This window comes from Rhizobium sp. NXC24, from assembly GCF_002944315.1.
GTDB lineage: Bacteria > Pseudomonadota > Alphaproteobacteria > Rhizobiales > Rhizobiaceae > Rhizobium.
Map to the genome: position 1 here is coordinate 2,359,978 of NZ_CP024314.1, position 19,673 is coordinate 2,379,650.

Genomic DNA, 19,673 nt, shown 5'->3' on the forward strand with positions numbered 1-19,673 from the left:
GGGGCAGCCGCGCGTCGCCCGACGTCGCGGCGAGCGAGGCGGTTAGACATGGATCAATCAAACAATGCGCACCGGCAAAGTTGGAGCGAGCACTTTTCCGGAACGCTCCGCCTCGGCCTGCCTCTCATAGGCGCACAATTGGCGCAGCTTGCCATCAATACGACGGATGTCATGATTGTCGGTCGTCTGGGTGCAATGGACCTGGCCGGCATCGTGCTGTCGATCCAATACTTCTTCGTGATCCTGTACTTTGGCTCAGGGTTTTCGATCGCAATCCTGCCGCTCGTCGCCCAAGGCATTGGACGCGGAGACAGGGATGGCGCGCGCCGCTTTATCCGCATGGCAGTATGGGCCTCGCTGGCCTATTCCGTTTTGGTTTTGCCGTTATTTTTGTTTTGCGAGCCCGTCTTGCTCTGGATGGGACAGAAGCCTGACGTGGTCGCGAAGGCTGCGTCCTATCTGACGATCATGGGCTTCGGCGTTGCACCTGCATTGGCGTTCATGGTGCTGAAGTCGTTCTTGAGTGTCATGGGCAGGACACGCATCATCTTCTACGTCAACCTCATATGTGTCGTCTTCAACGCGATCTTTGGCTACACATTTGCGCTTGGCCATTTTGGCTTTCCCACATACGGCCTGAAGGGTGTGGCCTGGGTTGCCGTTGCAGTGGAAGTGCTGTTCGCACTCTGTCTCGCCATTTACATCGCACTTGTTCCGGAGTGCAGGAAATTTGCGCTTCACAAGGAGATGCTCACGCCGAATTGGCCAGCGCTCGCGGAAGTGCTCCGCCACGGCATACCCATCAGCATGATGATCCTGTCGGAAATGAGCCTGTTTTCCGTAGCAGCCGTCATGATCGGCTGGATCGACACACTTCAACTCGCCGCACATGGCGTCGCCATGCAATTGGCCGCCATTGCGTTCATGGTCCCGCTCGGCCTCTCGCAGGCCGCAACCGTCAGAGTTGGATTGGCAGCGGGCCGCGCCGACCGCAGCGCCATCATCAGGACCGGGATCACCGCACTCGCCATGGCAGCGCTATTCGCATTGCTAAGCGGTAGCCTGCTGCTTTCGCAAGCACGGCTTCTCGCGGGATTTTTCATCGATGCATCCGCGCCCGACGCCGGGAAGGTTGTCGAGCTGGCAATACCCTTCATCACGCTTGCGGGCGCCTTTCAACTGTTCGACGGCCTGCAAACGGTCGCGGCGGGTCTCACTCGCGGCCTGAAGGATTCGGTCGTGCCGATGACACTCGCAATCGCCAGCTATTGGGGTATAGGCTTCCTCGGCGCCTACGTCCTCGCATTCCCGCTCGGCTTAGGCGGCATTGGGATATGGTTTGGTTTCGTCGCCGGTCTCGGTGCTGCCGCCGTTTCGCTGATCGTTCGCTTCGCGATACTTGCTCGGCGACCTCGATGAAGGGCTGGCTGAGTAAACTACGGCCGCGCCCGGAGCAAACAAGTATTAGTTGTTTGCTGCCACGGCTGTGACGAGTACCTGAACCTCATTGACTGGATTGGAAAGGGATCGCGCCGGCGAGATCGAGATTCTGCTCGCCGGTCGAGACGCGCATGTAGCCAATCAGCATGTCACTCCGCGTTTCCATATTAACTCAGACGGCAGGGAGTCTATCGGCTGTAGGTTTCTAAATAGGTATTGATGAAAATTAAGACTTTCGCGGTTCGGTTTCCGTGACAAAAATAGCCCGCGTATTTAACCAGGGGCTTGTCGAAATAATCCGAGCAAGAGATGGTCGGCTCTGCTACCCCGCATTGCACGATCCACCTCGGCCATGTGTGTCAGGAAGAGAAGTCTCCACTCTGCAATAGGTCATCTTATGTCTGAGATTCCCCGCACTTCGGTTCCCAAAATCTGGCCGGCAAGCCGTGAGCCGGGTTTCCATAAGGTGTTTGAACTAACCCTGGATGATCATCTGGCGATTCAGCACACGACGCGCCAGCTACTGCCACTGCGGCCTTCCGTGCTTGCCATCTCGTTCATTGCGCTGTTCGTCGCTCTCATCACAAGCTACGATAGCTGGCGCTCCGGCAACGTGGTGCGGTTTGCCTTGGTGGTCGTCGCGACGGTGGCTCTATGCGCTCTGGCAACGGTCGTCCTGATCAAGCCGGCGCGCGCACTGCTGCGCGCCATGTATCGTCGAGGGCTGGTCAAAAATGGCGGAGCGGGCGTACCGGTCGAGGCATGGGTGGATCAGGAAGGTATCCGCTTTACAGCGAACGGTCAGACGCTGAGCTGCCCGTGGCCGTCGCTCCGCGCGATCGAGGAAGAGAATGGCACTTTTTATTTCTGGATGTCCAAGACATGGGCGCATGTCTGGCCTGATCGCATTTTCGCTTCCGCAGAGGAACGACAGCATTTCCGCGACTATATTTTGAAGTGGTCCGGGCGTCCGATCGCCTCGCCGCCAGTTCTCGCCAGACTCGGCGCTGGCGGGCGGGCCAATCTTCCCGATTGAAGGAACGCAGCCTCGGGCAGCGACAACACTTGCGCTCGCTCGCAAAACATCGCCGAACGTGCTTTCTCATCTTCGATCGGTTATGAGCCGATTCCCCAAAAGTCGTCGACCATGGGCGTGGTCCTTTGCCGCCAAATATGGTTGAGTTTGTTCTTGCGCTGTCCGCCGGATGGTCGCTAAAGCATGTTGCCATATCTGTGCGTTTCTCTGGCCGACAAGCGACCTCGGCTTAATCGAATGCGACAATCGAAGGCAATTCAAATGACCCGACATCTTTCTCTTCCGCGCGATCGGATTTCCGTACTTCTGCTTGAGGGCATCAGTCAGAGCGCCGTGGACTACTTTTCGTCGTCCGGCTACGTCAATCTCACGCATTTGCCGAAGGCTCTGGATGACAAGGATCTCAAAAGTCATATAGCCGATGCGCATATCATTGGAATTCGCTCACGCACACATCTGACAGACGAAATTTTCAGATCCGCCAAAAAGCTTATCGCCGTCGGTTGTTTTTCCGTGGGGACCAATCAGGTCGACCTGGATGCAGCGCGTCGACGCGGAATCCCCGTATTCAACGCTCCTTATTCGAACACGCGCTCGGTTGCAGAGCTTGTGATCGGCGAAATCATCATGCTGACCAGGCAGATTTTCCCGCGTTCAGCATCCGCCCACAAAGGTGGGTGGGAAAAATCGGCCGTAGGCAGTCGTGAGGTGCGCGGGAAAACGCTGGGCATCGTCGGCTACGGCAACATTGGGTCGCAGCTTAGCGTCCTTGCGGAAAGCATGGGCATGATTGTGCGCTATTTCGATCCTTCAGATAAGCTTCGCCACGGCAATTCAGAGTCGATGGCAACGCTCGGCGAGCTTCTCGAAATCTCGGATTATGTGACGATGCATGTTCCGGAAACCAGTTCGACGCAAAACATGATCACTGAAGCCGAACTGCGCAGGATGAAAAAGGGAGCCATTTTCATCAACAATTCGCGCGGGACCGTGGTGGATCTCGAAGCGCTTGCCAAGGTTTTGAAAGAAGGACATCTCGCGGGTGCGGCTGTGGATGTGTTCCCGAAGGAGCCGGCATCAAATAGCGAGCGCTTCGACACGCCGCTGCAGGGTTTGGATAATGTCATTCTCACTCCGCACATCGGCGGGTCGACCGAAGAAGCCCAGGAGCGCATTGGAAGGGAAGTCTCCAGGAAGCTTGTCGAGTATTCCGACGTCGGCTCGACGCTGGGCGCGGTCAATTTTCCCCAGGTTCAATTGCCGCCACGTCCAAATGGAACGCGTTTCATCCATGTTCATGAAAATCGCCCTGGCATCCTGAACAATCTGAATACGATTTTTTCGTCCCGTGGACTGAATATCGTCGGTGAGTTCCTACAGACGCACGGCGAAACGGGTTACGTGGTCATTGAAGTCGAGGACGTTGGCGAGACGCCGGATGACATACTTGACGCGCTTCGCCAGATTCCGGGGACGATACGAGCTCGATTGGTTTACTGACGCCGGTGGGAAATTGGCATTCTCTAGGTGTTTCTGAGAGAGCTTTGTCGCCAGCGACCCAATCAGGCTAAGATTCACGCAAGGGGCGAGTCCCGTCACTTAAGAAAAGCCGATGGTGTGGAAGAACAGCGACATGCGCTCTGGCGCGGCATTGCGATCTTTCGACAGGCCTTATGCCGAAAACCACTGAAAGCTGCCCTTGATGGATATCACCGTTGAATTGTGTTCTTATCCCGATCTCGACGATCGCATCGCCATTATCAGAGCAGCGGACGAAGTCGACAGCGTCTTCGTCCGCACCGAGAGATTCAACGTTCTGATTGATACGCTGGCGACCCCGGCCCTCTGTGCGAGGGCACTCGAACTGCTTGGCGGTCATTTGCAGGATCGACCGCTCGTTGTCGTCAACTCCCATATGGACTGGGATCATTTCTGGGGCAATGCGGCACTCCGCGGCGGAGTGCCGATCGTCGCGCATGCCAAAGCACTCGAGCGGTTGCATGATCCGTCATCCCGGCAAACTCTCAGCGACAAGATGCAGGAAAGCGCGCGGTTCCATGATGTCGAGATCATCGCACCCAATATCACCTTCGCTGGCGAGGAGATGGCGCTTCATGGCGGGGACCTCACGCTGGAGCTCATTCATACGCCCGGGCACGCTCCCGACCATGTGTCTGTGTGGATTCCCGAGATTCGCGTCTGCCTGGCCGTCGACGCAGTCGAGACGCCGATTCCGGAAGTTTGGAGCAAAGCTCCGGCTGACCTTCATGCGCTTTGCTCATCGTTGCAGCGGATCCGTGATTTGAAGGCAAATCACGTTGTCCTCGCGCACGGCCAAACCTCCGCACCATCCGTCGTGGACGAAAACCTTTCCTACTTCGCAGCATTGCGCGACCGCGTCGCCGAACTAGCTGATGAACACTTGGCTGATCCGGCTCTAAACGAGCGACCCGGCCTACGACTACAGGATTTTGTCAACGTCCCGGCTGCGATGCCGGCGGAGACCGCCGTCTTCTACGAGAACTGCCACAAATCGAACCTTCGCGCGGCTGTCGAAGCGCGAAAAGCCACGTTTGCGTTCATTTAGTGCGGATAGGCTTTTGTCGGCCTATCCGCTCGATTAAGCAGAAACCTGAAACACACCATCAACATCGGTCGAAGCGAAAGCTCGCCTCGTTCCGCCTTGCGGGTGAAGTTACGCAAATAACCACCCGCATTGTTGATGTGCCCTGCCCTCGTCACCGCGGTCGCGGTTTTCGGCCCGGGCGCATTGCAGGCGTTAACCACCGACCGCTTTGCTGCCCAGGTACGAAACTTACGCCGCTTGCGACTGCGACAGTCCTTCCATCGCCACGGCGCGCGCCGTCACGAAATCGATCTTGCCAGAGCCGAGTACCGGCACCTTGCCGACGGTGACTTCGGCAGGGACCATCATTTCCGTGGCGCCCTTCGATTTGGCGAATGCCAGGAAATCGCTTCGGTTCGCATCCGGCGCATCGGTCAGCAGGATAAGACGCTCGCCTTTCTTCGCATCCGGCACGGCCGATACGACGCTGAGAGCACCAGGCCAGAGCTGCGCGGCAAGGGTCTCCACGGCGGCAAGCGAGATCATTTCGCCGCCAATCTTGGCAAAGCGCTTGGCACGGCCGCGGATCTTGACGAAACCGTCCTCATCGATGGTGACGATGTCGCCGGTATCGTGCCAGCCCTCCCGCAGCGGCTCGAGGACGCCGGGATTGTCGGCGCGCAGGTAGCCGGCCATCACATTGGCGCCGCGAATAAGAAGACGGCCGCCCTCGTCGATGCCGGGAACCGGATCGAGCTTCCATTCCATCCCCGGCATGATCTTGCCGACCGTTCCCGTGCGGTTGTACATCGGCGTATTCAGCGAGATCACTGGGGCTGCTTCGGTCACGCCATAGCCTTCCAGGATACGCAGGCCGAATTTCTCCATATAGACCTCGCGGGTCGACGCCTTCACCGGCTCGGCGCCCGAGAAGATGTAGCGGATCGACCGGAGGTCGTAAGGATGAGCGGTGCGCGCATAGCCGTTCAGGAACGTATCCGTGCCGAAGACGATGGTGGCGTTCGAGACGTAGATCAGCTCCGGCACGATGCGGTAGTGCAGCGGCGACGGATAGAAGAACACCGGCACGCCCGAAACCAGCGGCAGGATCGTGCCCGCCGTCAGGCCGAAGGAATGGAACATCGGCAGAATGTTGAACACCTTGTCGCCGGGGTGGAAGTCTATGCGCGAGGCCGCCTGGGCTGCGTTCGATAGGATATTGCGGTGGCTCAGCACCACGCCCTTCGGCGCACCTTCGGAACCGGAGGTAAAGAGGATAACGGCCGGATCATCGGCACTGCGCTTGACCAGCGGCCGGTACTTGCGGACGAGGCCGACGATCTTGTCGAGCGAGGTGACCTGCGTGCGCAGTTCGTCCAGCCACACGAACGTCACGTGCTTTTCGAGTTCCTCGACCACCGGGCCGAGCTTGGCCTGGGTGATGAAAGCGCGTGAGCAGAGCACATGCTTGACCTCTGCCGTCCGGCAGGCCGACAGGATGTTCGCAGCGCCGGCCGTAAAATTCAGCATGGCCGGAACCTTGCCCGCCGACATGACGCCGAGGACGGTCGCGGCCGTGCCATTGGCGTTCGGCAGCATGACGCCGAGCGTCTTCTCGTTCGGGAACATCTTCCGGAACTTCGCGCCCAGCACCGCAGCACCGGTCAGGAGCTTGGCATAGGACAGCTTGCCGGCAATCGGATCTTCGACGGCGAGCTTCTTGCCGCCATATTCATGGGCGCTTTCGATGACGCGGCCGAGGACGGTGTTGTCGGTGTCGGCGGTGCGGAACATCAGCGTCGACATGATCTGATAGAGAGCGGCACCGGCCGCGATGCGCCGTTTCCTGCCCTTGAGTTCTGCCGGAACGTCGAGCTTGACCGGCTCAAGGATCGTCACCTTGACCTTGGGGAAGAGACGGCGACGAACGTGACTCGAGGTCAGATAGGAGGCGTAGCTCTTTTCCAGGCCATCGATGCGAACGGGCACGATCATCGCGCCGGTCTTGTCTGCGACCATGGCCGCGCCGTCATAGACCTTCATCAGCGTGCCGGTGACGGTCAGGCGACCCTCGGGGAAGATGCCGACCGGGCTGCCATCCTGGATCACCTTGATCAGCGAGCGCGTCGCCATCGGCTTCGTCGGGTCGAGCGGCAGGAATTTGCACTTCGTCAAAAGCGGCCGCACCCACCATTTCTTGGCGAAGGCATAGTCGATCGCAAAGACAGGCTCTTCCTCGGTGATGGCAAGCGCCAGAGCACCGTCGAGCAGGCTCACATGGTTGAGCGCGATGATCGGCGCCGGGCCGGCCTTGCGGATGTTTTCAAGACCTTCGACTTCCAGCCGCATGAAGGCGCGGAAGATAATGGAGATGAGATCGCGGAAGGCGTTGGTCGGCAGCATTTTCAGCATGACCCAGGCGATCGCGATGTTAAGCACGGAGATGCTGAGAATGATGACCGGAACCGACAGCCCGACTGCCTGCAGCACAGCCACAAGCGCCAAGCCAACGGCAATAAAGAGAGCGGACAGGACATTCGATGCGCCGATGACGCGGGCGCGGCGATCCTCATGTGCCCAGCTCTGCATGGCCGAGAAAGTCGGAACGGCCAGGAAGGCACCACCGATTGCCATACCGGCGAGGTCGATGGCAACGCGAATGGTCTTCGGTCCGGCAAAGAAGGCAAGAATGGTTTCGGCATGGGCGGTCGACTGAAGGCCCCACAGGTTCCAGGCGAGATCGAGACCGAAGAGCGCAACAATCAGCATGCCGACGGGCGCCGGCAGCAGCACGATACGGCCTGCAGCCATCCAGCCGGCGATGGCCGAGCCGATGGCGACGGAGATGGCAAAGATCGCCAGATAAGCAGGGACGACAATTTCCGAGCCGCCGAGGATGTCGGTCACCATGACCGGCAGCATCGACATGATGAAGGAGCCGACGAACCAGAACCAGCAGTTCATCAACGAGGCGCGCCAGATGCGGCTATCGGCGCGAAGTTCGTTCACGAGCCTGTAGCTGGAACGCACGACATTGGTGTCGACGACCAGATCCGGCGCCTTGGAACCGGTCGAGGGGATCATGCGCGCAGCAAACCAGCAGAGGATGGAAAGCCCCATCATCATCGGGCCGAAGATCCAGACATTCTCGCCCTCGCGGAAGGCGACTGCCGCAACCATGGTGCCCGTGAGAATGGCGATGAAAGTGCCGCCCTCGATCCAGGCATTGGCCTTGGGAAGATCCCGGCTTTCCAGATGATCCGGCAGGATGCCGTATTTGATCGGCCCGAAGAGCGAGGAGATGACGCCAAAGCCGAAAAGGGCGAGCATCAGTATCCAGATGGACGAGAAGCCGATGCCGACGACGGAGATCGCTGCCACGCCAAGCTCACATCGCTTCAGAAGCTCAGCCATCTTCGCCTTGTCATATTTGTCGGCGAGTTCGCCGGCAATCGCCGACAAGAGCAGAAACGGCACGATGAAGATGCCGCCGGCAAGCGTCACCAGCGCCGCACCCTCCGTCGCCATCTCCGCTAGAATGACAAAAACCAGAGTCTGCTTGAGAAAATTATCGTTGAAAGCGGTGAGGAACTGCGTCCAAAACAGCGGCGCAAACTTCCTCGATCTCATTAAGTGCTTTTGCATGGCGTACCCCTCATTCAGCCAACAAGACGCCACAGAGTTATTACGCAAAGGTTGAGCGCCGATACAACTCTGCGGCGTCGTTAATAAAGTTTAGTCCTGACCGTCACGATTGAACTTAACCAGCAGCTTTTCCGTGCGGGCATCCTCTACCTTGCGGATCAGCCTGTCAGCCTCGGCATTGTCGCGGATCGTCTTGGTCACGTTGACCGCCGTCTGCACCAGCATCAGGATGCCCATGGCGAGATAGCCTTTGCCCCAGAGATCGATCGGCATCATGTAGAGACCGACGAACAGCATGAAGGCGGCGGCGCCGAAGGAGATGTAGGAAAAGCTGACCCAAGCCTGGGAGTGTTTCTGGAAGCTGTCGTTCATGATCGTATCCTCTCTTATGTGTTTGATGTGTTTGGTTTCAGGCTGCTGAATTCATGCGTTCGCGAAGGCGGGCGAGCACGCCATCGGCCGAGGGGCCAAGCGGTGCGCCGAAGCCGGCGCTGGCGAGTTTTTCGATGACGATTTCGGGCCGGCTCGCGGCGTCCATTTCCTTCATGGCCGATGCGGTGATCTCGCAGCGATTTTGATAGGCCTGGAGGCGGGCAAGCGTTTCCTCGGCCTCGTCGAGCGTAACCAGGCCAGCGGCGGCGTCGCTAACGGCATTAAGCTTCTGTGTCTGTTCGGTGGCACGAGCCAGCCGCTCGCCACGCTGCAATTGCTGCAGACGCGCTTCCGATGCGCGGACGGTTGCCTTGAGCTTACCGATCGTCTGGATGAATTGCGCCTGTGCCTTCTCGGAGGCATCGCGCTCAGCCTCGAGCTGGGCAATCGCTTCTGCCGCTTCCCGGGCAAGCTCGTCACTGCCCTTCTGCAGGGCGGCAATGGCCCGGGTTTCCAGATCCGCGATGCGCGCGGTGATCGCCATGTGCTGGCTCTTTTCCTGCTCATTCTGCGCAATGGCAACCGCCACTGCTCGCCGCGCCGACTGGATGGCGCTCGCCGCGTCGCGGATCTGCTGCGCAAGCAGCGGCACGGCATTGCGATCGATGAACGCCTGCTCCGCATCGTAGGCCCGGCCGCGGATGAGCGTCAGAATTGAATTGAACATTTGTCGTCTCCCGTTTATGAACGATGTTCATGAAATGATGTATGCCAGAATCGTGAACGTCGTTCAAGAATAATTTTGAACGACGTTCAAAAATCGGATTGGAATGGTTAATGGCGAGAAAAACCCTGGAAAAGCGCGAGGATCTGAGGTTGCGGCTGATCGAGGCGGCGCGAAATCGCATCGCGACCGACGGCCTTTCCAACCTCAGGGCACGCGACGTCACGCAGGATGTCGGCTGCGCTCTTGGAGGTCTCTATACGGTCTTTGCCGATCTCGACGATCTCGTCATTCACGTCAATTCGTCGACGCTGAAGGCGCTTGAAGCCTCGCTGACGCTGGCGGAGGTCAAGGATCACACGCCGACGGACCGCCTGCGCAACCTCGCACGCGGTTATCTGCGGTTCGCGGTCGCTCATCGCAATCTATGGAAGGCGCTCTTCGACCATCGGCCGCCGGATAATCGCCCGAGCCCCGAATGGCATCTGGAAGAGCACATGTTTTTGATGGGCATCATTGCCGAGCCGCTTGCCGAACTGCAGCCGACCATGTCGGAGACGGCGCGCGCCATCCGTGCGCGAACCTTGTTCGGCGCCGTTCACGGCGTCGTCAGCATCAGCCTCGAAGGGCGGTTCGTCGGCCTGCCGGTTGAAAGCCTGGAACGGGAGCTCGACGACTTCATCCTGACGGTCGCGGCCGGAGCCGCGGCAAGGCAGGGCTAAAGCAGGGACCGGGATGGCGTGCCCGATCATCGCGCGATGTACAGCAACGCGCTGACAACAGAGACGCCGCCGATCGGGGCTAAAAATAGGAGCAGGAGTTCAAGTCCGAGCGCCCACATCAGCAATTTCTGCTGACCCGGCGTCAAGTGCGGAGGCTTTCTTTCCGGCTTCCGAGGGCTCCCTCCTCCTCCATAGAACCCATTTAAATCGCGATACATTTGCGCCTCCATCATTTATGGAGAAACTATGGTTGCTGCACATGGTTCCTGCGATGGATTTGGAACCAAGCACCGCACTCCATATCGCTGGGATTAAGATGTTTCGCCTTGAAGAGCAGTGCAGTTTCGAACAGATCATCAAGAAGAGCACGTTTCGCGCCGTCGCAATCCCGGTCGATACCGAGGAGACCGCGAAACTGGCTCTTCAGACCGTCGCCACAGCAACAGGGGCCAATCACAATTGCTGGGCCTGGCGCATCGGACAAGCCTACCGCTTTTCGGATGATGGCGAGCCGAGCGGTACGGCCGGAAAGCCGATATTGGCTGCAATCGACGGGCAGTCAGTTGACCGTGTGATTCTGGTCGTTTCCAGATGGTTCGGCGGCGTTCTGCTTGGGACGGGAGGTCTCGTGCGAGCCTATGGCGGGAGCGCCGCAGCCTGCCTGCGGGCAGCGAAGCTCATCGCTTTTACGCCGATGATCGCCGGACAAGCGAAAATTCAGTTTAGCGATCTGGCTCTCGTAAAGGCACGCCTCGCCTCGCTCGATCAGGTTCGCATTGTCGAACAGCACTTCACCGACGAAGGTTGCGACGCGACAATCCAATTGCCTCAAGAGGATGTCCAAGCCGTCGCACAACTCATAAATGATCTTACAAACGGGCGCTCGTCGCTTCGTATGGACGACTGATCTTAATTCGATCGCTCCTCTTGAACCTATCTCGTTACCAGTTGCCGGGGTCTGCGGTATGGTCGATGCTGGCAAATTCATCTGCCTTTTCACGATCCAGCGTTATGCTGGTAGTGGAGTTTGCGTCATCCATGACCGAAAAATGAAGCGGTGGCTGCCCTTTCGTCAGCTCCTGGTACATGAGCAGGGCGGCCTCTTCGGCGGTATCAGCTTCGATTTCGTTCGCGACGATAACGTTAAACTTGCGCATCTCAGTTCCCTTATCTTTGCCGCCCTGATCCTAGCATCACCTCGCAGGACCGTCGCCTGCCGAAGCGACCGACCGGCACCTCGGCGTTCAATTCTCTCCCGCCCCATCGAAAATCTCGCATGCTACTGTAGCGTATGCTTCAGATCCAAATCCCGAACAAAGGCGTCCATCGGTTCAAGCATTCTGCGGCCATCCAATCCGGTCGCCACAACAGAGAGGCGGAACCTACCGTCGAGATTGCGGTCGAAGATCGCACCGATGACGATTTCCGCATCGCCTTCCACTTCGTCGCGAATGCGGCTCGCTGCCTCGTCCACCTCAAAGAGCGTCATATCCGAGCCGCCGGAGATCGAGACTAAAACACCCTTCGCACCTCTCATTGAAACGTCGTTCAGCAACGGATTCGCGATTGCCGCCTCGGCCGCTCTCATCGCACGGTTTTCCCCGGTCGCTTCGCCCGTGCCCATCATAGCTCGGCCCATACCTCGCATGACCGATTTCACGTCAGCGAAATCAAGGTTGATCAGGCCTTCCTTGACGATGAGATCGGTGATGCATCCAACGCCGGAATAAAGCACGCGATCGGCGGTCATGAAGGCATCCGCGAAAGTGGTCTTTGCATCGGCTATGCGAAACAAATTCTGATTGGGAATTACGATGACGGTATCGGCTGCCTGCTGCAGCGCCTCGATGCCGAGCTCCGCTGTCTTCATGCGGCGATTGCCCTCGAACGAAAACGGCTTGGTGACCACGCCGACGGTTAGGATGCCAGCCGAACGGGCAGCTTGTGCGATCACCGGCGCCGCACCCGTCCCCGTTCCGCCGCCCATTCCGGCGGTGACGAAGCACATGTGCGAACCGCTCAGATGATCCATGATCTCATCGATCGATTCCTCGGCAGCCGCGCGGCCAACTTCCGGCAGCGAACCTGCACCGAGACCTTCGGTTACATTTGCTCCGAGCTGGATGCGGCGAGCTGCCTTCGATGTCGCGAGGACCTGGGCGTCCGTGTTTGCCGCGATGAAGTCCACACCCGCCAGATTTTCAGCAATCATGTTATTGATCGCGTTTCCGCCGCCACCGCCTACGCCAATGACAGTAATGTTTGGCCTTAGGCCAGAGATGCCGCTCTTGGCGTCCGTCATGTTTACTTCCCTCATCCATCTTGGTCGCACGTTTATCGCTTCGAACAGCGAGTCGCGGTTCATCGTAGAAGCGCAACAAGGCGTTGACAGGGCAAAGGCCGACCGTTTGAGCGCAATCGGGCGGATGAAATTCCACAATTGACGGCTCGATATCGGCGGCGGATAACTCCGTCATGGCGATACGGGGTATTGCGGTCGGGAGCATCTGGATGGCTTGCGCATGAAAGAAAGTGAGCGTTTGGCGATCATTGCGAACGCGATAGCGGCGTTCAATGAGAGCAATCGTGAGCTGGCAAAGCAGCTTTGCGAAGCCGGTTTAAATCAGTTTCCATCGGACCCGTCGCTCTCTCATCTTTTGGCAGCTATTCTGTTTGCAGAAGAAGATTTTTCCGGTGCTCGGGAAAAAATAGAGAAGAGTCTTGCAGCTCAACCAAGGAACGCCCCCGCCCTCATTCTCGCGGGTAAAATTTATCGAGCAGAGCATAAACTGGAAGCGGCATTGATGCAGCTTGAGAAAGCGGCAAGCCTAGAAGTCCGGCTGGAGATTTTTGTCGAGAAAGCCCGAATTTTCGACCAGGTGGGCAACAAGTCGGCTGCACGCGATGCTTGGAGCATGGTTCTCAATGCCAAGCCGACATCCCTGGAAGCTTTGAATCGGCTCGGTTCGCTAGCGAGAGAACGTGGCGCCCTCGTTGAAGCAGAGCAACTGCTCGAACGCGCCGTTGCCCTCGAAGACCATCCAAAAATTTGGTTTGAGTTAGCACTCGTGCGGCACGATCTGCAGAACCTGGACGGCGCAGCCGAGGCTTACCAACGTGTGCTCGAAATGAACGCAGATGCGCCGGAGGCGGCCGTCAACTTGGGTGTCGTATTGCAAGAGGCGGGCAGAATGGACGAGGCGATGGCGGCCTTCTCGACGGCTTATGCGCTGGACGCATCCACGTTTGGCGTCATTGCCATGGCTCTTACCTCGGCGCCGTGCGGTCGGCTGTGGCTCGACGAGGAGGTTCTGCGTCAATCATTGGTTAGCGGAGCGACCGCGCTTGGCCCGAAATCGCTTGCGGTAGACGCCCGGTGTTGAAAGCACGGTGGCAACCGTCTGCGTATACGCTTCCTGCCGTTGCTCATCCAACTCCTCAAAAACAAGTTCGGGCATGCTGCGTGGAACCGCAAAACACTGTGCGACCGGCGTTCCGCGGGCCAGGATCCCCGAGAATTCAGGTTCAGTCCAAATTGCCGGGAAATTGATCCCGCCGTCAGTAAACCGGTCGGAATCCACAAGGCCTGTGACAAGCCGAAAGGGAAGATCGGCACGGTTGATGGGATGTGTTGCAAAGAGCGACCAGCCATCATCGAGCTGGATTGTCCAGAAACTGTTGAATTTGACCGCCGCCTGCCCGGCGATTTCAAACGGGCTGCCGGTCAATTGCCCAGGCGTATGAAAACTGAGCGGCGATCGAGGATGTCGCTCGGTGGCTGGCGACGGAATATCCCAATTCCAGGAAAAGGCACCCTTATCCACAAGCACATCGCACGGCAAAAGTATCGTGAAGCCATACGCCATCGCATCGACCACGGGAGGGCACTGCTTCAAAGTGCGCACGTCGCGACCGTGAATTGCCGAATAGGCGGTGTTGGGCATAGTGCGCAGCCAGTCCGGCAGCGCACTGCGAGCAAGGACGGGACGCGGCAGATATTCGGCCAAAGCCGGGTCACATCGGAAAATAATACGCATTGCGCCCGCCTCCAGTGCTGTCCGCCGGTCAAGACCGACGAGTTGGGGGACGCTATCATGGGAATCTTCGCATTGATACACGGCCGTGCGCTCGTTCCCGCAGAGCAATTTGCGGCCGGCGTCAGAGAACTAGGCTAGTTCGACGCCTTCAGCACCCGATGCGTACTCGAATCCATCGCCTGGCCGGTTTCTTTTGCATCCTTCGCCATTCCCTTTACCGTGTTTGCGCAAGACGATAGCGTCAACAGGACCAGCATTGCAGTGGCGAGTGAGACTTTGAGCATCGTTAAATCTCCCCATGGAATGGTATGGATTCAATTTAACCGCGCATCTTTTCTTTTCAAGGAAGGCCGATCCGAAACTCGCATAGGGGTCGATTCTCAACGGACGTGGAGGGTATGGAGATGGCAGCATCTCGGATTGCCGGTGTGATGGTTGCGGGCTATGTAATCGGCAATAGGCTCTGAAATAGCGAGGGCTTTCGGAATGGCTCATTCGCTTCTGAAACTGAAACGCGTATATGACGAACCCTCGAACGAAGACGGTCGCAGGGTGCTTGTCGATCGGTTGTGGCCACGCGGTCTATCCAAGAAAGATGCGGAACTGAGCGACTGGATCAAGGAAGTGGCTCCATCGCCGGAGCTCCGGAAGTGGTTTGATCACAGGCCGGAGCGGTTCATGGACTTACGGGAAAGATACCGGCAGGAACTGGCGTCGAATCCGGCGGTGCAGGCATTGCTTCATTTTGAGGATGGACCGGTGACACTGCTGTATGGCGCGAAGGATCCGGTTCACAACCATGCAGTGGTGCTTCTGGAGTTTCTGAAGACCTTGGAAGATCGGGGCTCGTGACCAGCGCGGTTTAAACAGGAAACGAAGAATGTTAGCGGGCGATCGACACGAAAATGAGTCGCGACTCATCATAATGTTTGGAGGCTCGAAGGCGAATTCGGTCGCTCGAACGCAACCATTTCTCTTTATGCCAAAGCGCTAATCAAGATGGGCGCTTCATCGGGCAATGCGGCTAACCGATGGAGAAAACAGGGAGAATCGTGATTCGTTGCTTAGCCGGGAAACGGCGTTAGGATTGCTCTAACCTTATTTTGCTGGACGAAAACACAGAATCATGGCCTTTGTTAGCGGGTGGCGGCCGATAGAACGAGTGTAGGCCGCCAAGAGGGACAGATGGCGCTAACAGAACAAATCGAGCAGGAGAATGCTTTTTCCGAGGATGCTGCGACGAAGATCGTCCGGCATGCTGGCATGCTTTCGAACCAGCTCCAGGCTCTGCGAACCCGCATGTATCCGCCGAAGGCGGAAAAGAGCCTGCGATATTTCATGACGAATGAGGTCTCGAAATTGACCTCCATTCCCGACTCGACCCTGAAGCTGCTGTCCAATGAGGGCCGCGGCCCGGTTCCTAGCCGGCTAGAGAATAACCATCGCGCCTATACGCTGCAGCAGATCAATCAGTTGCGTGCCATGTTTGCCGAGCAGAAGCCTTCGGACGCATTGCGGTTTCTTCCTTATCGGCAGGGCAGGGAGCATCTTCAGGTGCTCGCGGTCGCAAACTTCAAAGGCGGCAGCGCCAAGACGACAACCAGCGTCCACCTTGCACAATATCTCGCGCTCCACGGCTATCGTGTTCTGGCGATCGATCTCGACCCGCAGGCCTCGCTTTCTGCGATGTTCGGTTTCCAGCCCGAGATCGACGTGCAAGCCAACGAGACCATCTATGCCGCTTTGCGGTATGACGACGAACGCCGGCCGATGAAAGAGATCATCCATCGAACCTACTTCGATGGCATCGATCTCATTCCGAGCAATCTCGAGGTTATGGAATACGAGCATGAGACGCCTCGCATTCTGGCGCAGCGATTGGGCAGTCGCGAGGGGATGTTTTTCGAACGGCTGAAGCTCGCATTGGACGAAGTCAGACATCGTTACGATGTGGTGATCTTGGACACTCCGCCATCCCTGGGTTTCCTGACGCTTGGCGCCATTCACGCTTCGACGGGGATGATTGTAACTGTCCACCCGGCAATGCTGGACGTCTCGTCGATGAGCCAGTTCCTGTTGATGATGGGAGATCTCATCCAGGTTTTGGGCGAGAGCGGTGCCGTGTTGAAGCAGGATTTTTTCCGCTACCTCATCACCCGCCACGATCCGAACGATCAGCCGCAGTCGCAGGTGGTGGCCATGCTTCGCCATCTTTTTGGCGACGACGTCATCTTGCCGACGGCGATCGAAAGCACGGCAGTCGAGGCCGCAGGTCTTGCCAAGCGCAGCCTGTACGAATTGGAGATGGGTCAGGTCGGCCGCGATACCCATCGCCGTGCCCGCGATGCAATGGATGCCGTAAACGATGCCATCCTGGATTTGATCAAAAGCAGTTGGGGGAGGCGATGACGAAGTCCCCAAAAAGATCATCGCTTGCCGCAAGCTTCGGATTGCTGGCAGCCGATATCAATGCCGATACGAAGAACAGCGTTGAGCAGCAGGTGTCCGCTTCGGCGCCTGTCCGTGTGGGCGCCGGCGTCATTGGCGCGACCCATAAGGCGATCAGTGACATCAGGGACGAACGCGACCGGCTTCTTGCCATGCTGGAGGCGGGCTCCGGCGGCTCGACCGAAATCGACACTGATCTGATCGATCCGTCGCCCTTTCCTGACCGGCTTCCTGACGACAACGACGAGTCTTTTGCGGAGTTCAAGAAGAGCATCGAGGAAGATGGGCAGAAGATCCCCATCCAGGTCCGCCTTCATCCGACGTTGGCAGGCCGATATCAGGTGATCTACGGCCATCGCCGCCTGCGCGCCGCCCGTGAGCTTCAGCGCCCCATCAAGGCGTTGACCTTGGACATGTCTGATCGAGATCTTGTTGTCGTTCAGGGGATCGAGAATGCTGCGCGTCAGGATTTGAGCTGGATCGAACGGGCGCTGTTTGCATGGCGTATGGACGAAGCCGGCATCCGCCCGAGAGATATTTATGCAGCGCTTGGGATCGACGACGCAGAGCTTGCACGTATGCGTTCCGTCTATCGCGTCGTCCCTCTCGACGTCATCGAGGCCATTGGCAGGGCGCCTAAAATTGGGCGCCCGCGATGGGTCGAATTCGGCGGATCGTTAAAAGCGAAACCTGATGCACTTAGGGCGATCAGAGAGACCCTGTCATCTGACAGGGTTTTGCGCTTGATGTCGAATGAGCGGTTCAGTCAGGCCATGGGAATGTTGAAAACTCCTGCGGCTCGCCTGCCCGGTCGAGATATTCGTGATGGACGCGGCAAATCCCTGGCGAGGCTTCAGATTTCGAAGAAAGAACTGAAGCTTATGCCAGAGACCGACCGAGGTGTCCGGTTTGCAGCCTTCCTGGAAGGCGAAATACCGGCGCTGATCGCGAAGTTCGATGCCGCAGATAAACAGGATGATTCATAAACCCTGTCAGTTGACAGGGTTTTATCGCCGCGCCCCCGCGCGGATTTGGAATAAACTTATCAACGGATGAAGCCCTCACGGCGAGCCATTCGAGAGCCTTTGTATTCTTGTAGCGAAGATATCATTGCTCTTTTGCCGCGACCTTCGATCTGTTTGGTATCCGCTAATCAGCGGAAATCGCTCGGTCAAACACCGAGAAACCATGATTGAAACGAAGAGAGAAAGGTAAGCGACGGCAAAAAGAAAAGGCCCCCAAACGGCGAACCATTCGAGAGCCTTTGCATTCTTGTAGCGAAGATATCAATAGCTCCCCCCGAATCAGTTGTCAATGCATCGAAGTCGTTTCGGTGGCCGTATTCGCTTTGCCTGAGATCAGAGGCGAAGATATGCACAATTCGAATTTCATAACGACGCCGTTTGGGCGGCGGTCGATGACGCTTGGCATGTTGTCAAATCAGTATGACGCCAAGGATATCGAACCCGGGAAATCCGTCGACAAGTGGAAGCTGTTTCGCGCTCTCTGCGAGGCCAGAAGCGTTTTCGGAATTTCCGACCGCGCCCTTGCCGTATTGAACGCACTCTTGAGCTTTTATCCGGAAAATGCCTTGTCGGAGGAAAACGGCCTGGTGGTTTTTCCGTCCAATGCGCAATTGTCGTTGCGGGCGCATGGCATTGCTCCGGCGACATTGAGACGCCATCTCGCTGCTCTGGTGGCGGCAGGTCTGCTGATCCGCAAAGACAGCCCGAACGGCAAACGCTATGCAAGGCGGGACCGGAAAGGCGAAATCGACGAGGCCTTCGGCTTCAGCGTGGCGTCTCTCATCGCCCGCGCCGATGAAATCTTTGCCCATGCGGCAAGGATCGTCGCCGATCGCCTGCGCCTGCGCGTCACCAAGGAACGTCTGTCGATTTGCCGCCGTGACATCGCAAAGCTGATCGAGATCGCCCTGCAGGAACAAGCCCCGGGCGACTGGATGATGATCCAAAAGACATTCCAGTCGATCCTCGCAGCCATCCCGCGCGCGCCGCATGTCGGCGACTTAAGCGGAGTGCTCGACGAGCTGGAGATGCTGCGGGGTGAAATCCTTATCCGATTGGAAAAGCAGCTAGAAACACAAAAACAAAGCGCCACCGAATCCCAAACTGAGCGCCATATACAGAATACAGATTTAAAAAACATTCTTGAATCTGAACCGGCCTCCAGCACGCAACCAGCTCGAGACGCAACCCAGGACGACACCGTTGGTGCGTGCGACAGCCAGGAGAGTTCGCATCACCTTTCCATACCCACAGGCAACGTATATCGAGTGGCCACAGCCCAAAGACCAAGTAATCCTTCTATTCAGCCGCTGAAGTCTTTCCCGCTTGATCTTGTGATCCAGGCTTGCCCTGAAGTCGCATCATACGGCCACGCCGGTAAGGTCGAGAGCTGGCGAGACCTCATGACGGCGGCAATCGTCATTCGTACCATGTTGGGCATCAGCCCATCCGCTTACCAGGACGCTTGCAACGTCATGGGACCTGAAAATGCAGCAACCGTCATCGCCTGCATGCTGCAGAGGGCAGAGCATATCAATTCGGCAGGAGGTTATCTGCGCAATCTGACGCGAAGAGCGCAATGTGGTGAATTCGCTATTGGCCCAATGTTGATGGCTTTGGCGCGGTCACACAGGCTGCCAGGACGAGATGCGGCATGA

At 57.7% G+C, this 19,673-nt stretch carries 18 protein-coding genes and 1 pseudogene; 11 read left to right on the plus strand and 8 right to left on the minus strand.

The features are described 5' to 3' along the window. The first annotated feature begins 48 nt into the window (after nt 1–48). The 4 genes from NXC24_RS34890 to NXC24_RS34905 all read left to right on the plus strand — a co-directional run bounded on the left by NXC24_RS34890 (nt 49) and on the right by NXC24_RS34905 (nt 5,063). Nucleotides 49–1,419, plus strand: a complete 1,371-nt coding sequence (locus tag NXC24_RS34890) for an MATE family efflux transporter (RefSeq protein WP_104827792.1) — start codon at nt 49–51, stop codon at nt 1,417–1,419. Nucleotides 1,420–1,837: 418 nt separating this feature from the next. After that, nucleotides 1,838–2,476, plus strand: a complete 639-nt coding sequence (locus NXC24_RS34895; protein ID WP_104827793.1) for a YcxB family protein — start codon at nt 1,838–1,840, stop codon at nt 2,474–2,476. A gap of 261 nt (nt 2,477–2,737) precedes the next feature. Continuing rightward, nucleotides 2,738–3,976, plus strand: a complete 1,239-nt coding sequence (serA, locus tag NXC24_RS34900; protein ID WP_104827794.1) for a phosphoglycerate dehydrogenase — start codon at nt 2,738–2,740, stop codon at nt 3,974–3,976. 202 nt (nt 3,977–4,178) lie between these two features. Continuing rightward, nucleotides 4,179–5,063, plus strand: a complete 885-nt coding sequence (locus tag NXC24_RS34905) for an MBL fold metallo-hydrolase (protein WP_104827795.1) — start codon at nt 4,179–4,181, stop codon at nt 5,061–5,063. On the opposite strand, the pseudogene repC (NXC24_RS34910) reads toward NXC24_RS34905, so the two are convergent. From repC (NXC24_RS34910) to NXC24_RS34925, 4 genes and pseudogenes are all read right to left on the minus strand, one after another. Beyond that, nucleotides 5,060–5,257: pseudogene (gene repC / locus NXC24_RS34910) on the minus strand (replication initiation protein RepC); the annotation flags it as partial. The gene NXC24_RS34905 and the pseudogene repC (NXC24_RS34910) overlap by 4 nt on opposite strands. Before the next feature lie 34 nt (nt 5,258–5,291). Next, nucleotides 5,292–8,687 carry an acyl-[ACP]--phospholipid O-acyltransferase gene (locus NXC24_RS34915; protein WP_104827796.1) on the minus strand — a complete coding sequence of 1,132 codons (3,396 nt, stop codon included), beginning with the start codon at nt 8,685–8,687 and terminating at the stop codon, nt 5,292–5,294. Nucleotides 8,688–8,777: 90 nt separating this feature from the next. Continuing rightward, complete coding sequence (locus NXC24_RS34920; RefSeq protein WP_104827797.1) at nt 8,778–9,059, minus strand: YiaA/YiaB family inner membrane protein; 282 nt, start codon at nt 9,057–9,059, stop codon at nt 8,778–8,780. 37 nt (nt 9,060–9,096) lie between these two features. Continuing rightward, entirely contained in the window at nt 9,097–9,786 is a 690-nt protein-coding gene (locus tag NXC24_RS34925) for a PspA/IM30 family protein (protein WP_104827798.1), read from the minus strand. Between the two features lie 110 nt (nt 9,787–9,896). Between NXC24_RS34925 and NXC24_RS34930 the strand changes: the two genes are divergently transcribed. Together NXC24_RS34930 and NXC24_RS34940 are read left to right on the plus strand one after the other, a co-directional pair. Next, nucleotides 9,897–10,505, plus strand: coding sequence for a TetR-like C-terminal domain-containing protein (locus NXC24_RS34930; protein WP_104827799.1), 609 nt, complete (start codon nt 9,897–9,899; stop codon nt 10,503–10,505). 316 nt (nt 10,506–10,821) lie between these two features. After that, a complete protein-coding gene (locus NXC24_RS34940; protein ID WP_104828001.1) occupies nt 10,822–11,412 on the plus strand; it encodes a YigZ family protein in 591 nt (196 codons plus the stop codon). Nucleotides 11,413–11,446: 34 nt separating this feature from the next. On the opposite strand, the gene NXC24_RS34945 is transcribed toward NXC24_RS34940, so the two are convergent. After that, nucleotides 11,447–11,662, minus strand: a complete 216-nt coding sequence (locus tag NXC24_RS34945; RefSeq protein ID WP_104827801.1) for a hypothetical protein — start codon at nt 11,660–11,662, stop codon at nt 11,447–11,449. 122 nt (nt 11,663–11,784) lie between these two features. After that, nucleotides 11,785–12,807, minus strand: a complete 1,023-nt coding sequence (gene ftsZ, locus NXC24_RS34950) for a cell division protein FtsZ (RefSeq protein ID WP_245464136.1) — start codon at nt 12,805–12,807, stop codon at nt 11,785–11,787. Nucleotides 12,808–13,027: 220 nt separating this feature from the next. Here ftsZ and NXC24_RS34955 point away from each other — a divergent pair, with 220 nt between their 5' ends. Beyond that, the gene (locus tag NXC24_RS34955) at nt 13,028–13,888 is read left to right on the plus strand and encodes a tetratricopeptide repeat protein (protein WP_104827802.1); all 861 of its coding nucleotides are present in this window, start codon (nt 13,028–13,030) and stop codon (nt 13,886–13,888) included. Here the strand turns inward: NXC24_RS34955 and NXC24_RS34960 are convergent. After that, nucleotides 13,826–14,542: a hypothetical protein gene (locus tag NXC24_RS34960; protein ID WP_104827803.1), complete on the minus strand. Its 717-nt coding sequence runs from the start codon at nt 14,540–14,542 to the stop codon at nt 13,826–13,828. The genes NXC24_RS34955 and NXC24_RS34960 overlap by 63 nt on opposite strands. A 134-nt stretch (nt 14,543–14,676) precedes the next feature. Continuing rightward, on the minus strand, nt 14,677–14,826 hold the full coding sequence (locus tag NXC24_RS34965) for an entericidin (protein ID WP_104827804.1): 150 nt from the start codon (nt 14,824–14,826) through the stop codon (nt 14,677–14,679). A gap of 202 nt (nt 14,827–15,028) precedes the next feature. Here NXC24_RS34965 and NXC24_RS34970 point away from each other — a divergent pair, with 202 nt between their 5' ends. The 4 genes from NXC24_RS34970 (at nt 15,029) to repC (NXC24_RS34985) (ending at nt 19,673) form a co-directional block, all read left to right on the plus strand. Further along, a complete protein-coding gene (locus tag NXC24_RS34970) occupies nt 15,029–15,394 on the plus strand; it encodes a DUF488 family protein (protein WP_104827805.1) in 366 nt (121 codons plus the stop codon). Nucleotides 15,395–15,727: 333 nt separating this feature from the next. Next, the gene (gene repA / locus NXC24_RS34975; protein ID WP_104827806.1) at nt 15,728–16,951 is read left to right on the plus strand and encodes a plasmid partitioning protein RepA; all 1,224 of its coding nucleotides are present in this window, start codon (nt 15,728–15,730) and stop codon (nt 16,949–16,951) included. Continuing rightward, nucleotides 16,948–17,976, plus strand: coding sequence for a plasmid partitioning protein RepB (gene repB / locus NXC24_RS34980; RefSeq protein WP_104827807.1), 1,029 nt, complete (start codon nt 16,948–16,950; stop codon nt 17,974–17,976). The genes repA and repB overlap by 4 nt, the downstream gene beginning before the upstream one ends. A gap of 386 nt (nt 17,977–18,362) precedes the next feature. Continuing rightward, nucleotides 18,363–19,673 (plus strand): plasmid replication protein RepC, encoded by a 1,311-nt coding sequence (gene repC, locus NXC24_RS34985; RefSeq protein ID WP_104827808.1) that lies wholly within the window; start codon nt 18,363–18,365, stop codon nt 19,671–19,673.

What these genes read in the sequence shown, in the direction of transcription:
- NXC24_RS34890 (WP_104827792.1), top strand. Translation starts at nt 49, where the DNA reads ATGGATCAATCAAACAATGCGCACCGGCAAAGTTGGAGCGAGCACTTT.
- NXC24_RS34895 (WP_104827793.1), top strand. Translation starts at nt 1,838, where the DNA reads ATGTCTGAGATTCCCCGCACTTCGGTTCCCAAAATCTGGCCGGCAAGC.
- serA (WP_104827794.1), top strand. Translation starts at nt 2,738, where the DNA reads ATGACCCGACATCTTTCTCTTCCGCGCGATCGGATTTCCGTACTTCTG.
- NXC24_RS34905 (WP_104827795.1), top strand. Translation starts at nt 4,179, where the DNA reads ATGGATATCACCGTTGAATTGTGTTCTTATCCCGATCTCGACGATCGC.
- NXC24_RS34915 (WP_104827796.1), bottom strand. Translation starts at nt 8,687, where the DNA reads ATGCAAAAGCACTTAATGAGATCGAGGAAGTTTGCGCCGCTGTTTTGG.
- NXC24_RS34920 (WP_104827797.1), bottom strand. Translation starts at nt 9,059, where the DNA reads ATGAACGACAGCTTCCAGAAACACTCCCAGGCTTGGGTCAGCTTTTCC.
- NXC24_RS34925 (WP_104827798.1), bottom strand. Translation starts at nt 9,786, where the DNA reads ATGTTCAATTCAATTCTGACGCTCATCCGCGGCCGGGCCTACGATGCG.
- NXC24_RS34930 (WP_104827799.1), top strand. Translation starts at nt 9,897, where the DNA reads ATGGCGAGAAAAACCCTGGAAAAGCGCGAGGATCTGAGGTTGCGGCTG.
- NXC24_RS34940 (WP_104828001.1), top strand. Translation starts at nt 10,822, where the DNA reads ATGTTTCGCCTTGAAGAGCAGTGCAGTTTCGAACAGATCATCAAGAAG.
- NXC24_RS34945 (WP_104827801.1), bottom strand. Translation starts at nt 11,662, where the DNA reads ATGCGCAAGTTTAACGTTATCGTCGCGAACGAAATCGAAGCTGATACC.
- ftsZ (WP_245464136.1), bottom strand. Translation starts at nt 12,807, where the DNA reads ATGACGGACGCCAAGAGCGGCATCTCTGGCCTAAGGCCAAACATTACT.
- NXC24_RS34955 (WP_104827802.1), top strand. Translation starts at nt 13,028, where the DNA reads ATGAAAGAAAGTGAGCGTTTGGCGATCATTGCGAACGCGATAGCGGCG.
- NXC24_RS34960 (WP_104827803.1), bottom strand. Translation starts at nt 14,542, where the DNA reads ATGCGTATTATTTTCCGATGTGACCCGGCTTTGGCCGAATATCTGCCG.
- NXC24_RS34965 (WP_104827804.1), bottom strand. Translation starts at nt 14,826, where the DNA reads ATGCTCAAAGTCTCACTCGCCACTGCAATGCTGGTCCTGTTGACGCTA.
- NXC24_RS34970 (WP_104827805.1), top strand. Translation starts at nt 15,029, where the DNA reads ATGGCTCATTCGCTTCTGAAACTGAAACGCGTATATGACGAACCCTCG.
- repA (WP_104827806.1), top strand. Translation starts at nt 15,728, where the DNA reads ATGGCGCTAACAGAACAAATCGAGCAGGAGAATGCTTTTTCCGAGGAT.
- repB (WP_104827807.1), top strand. Translation starts at nt 16,948, where the DNA reads ATGACGAAGTCCCCAAAAAGATCATCGCTTGCCGCAAGCTTCGGATTG.
- repC (WP_104827808.1), top strand. Translation starts at nt 18,363, where the DNA reads ATGCACAATTCGAATTTCATAACGACGCCGTTTGGGCGGCGGTCGATG.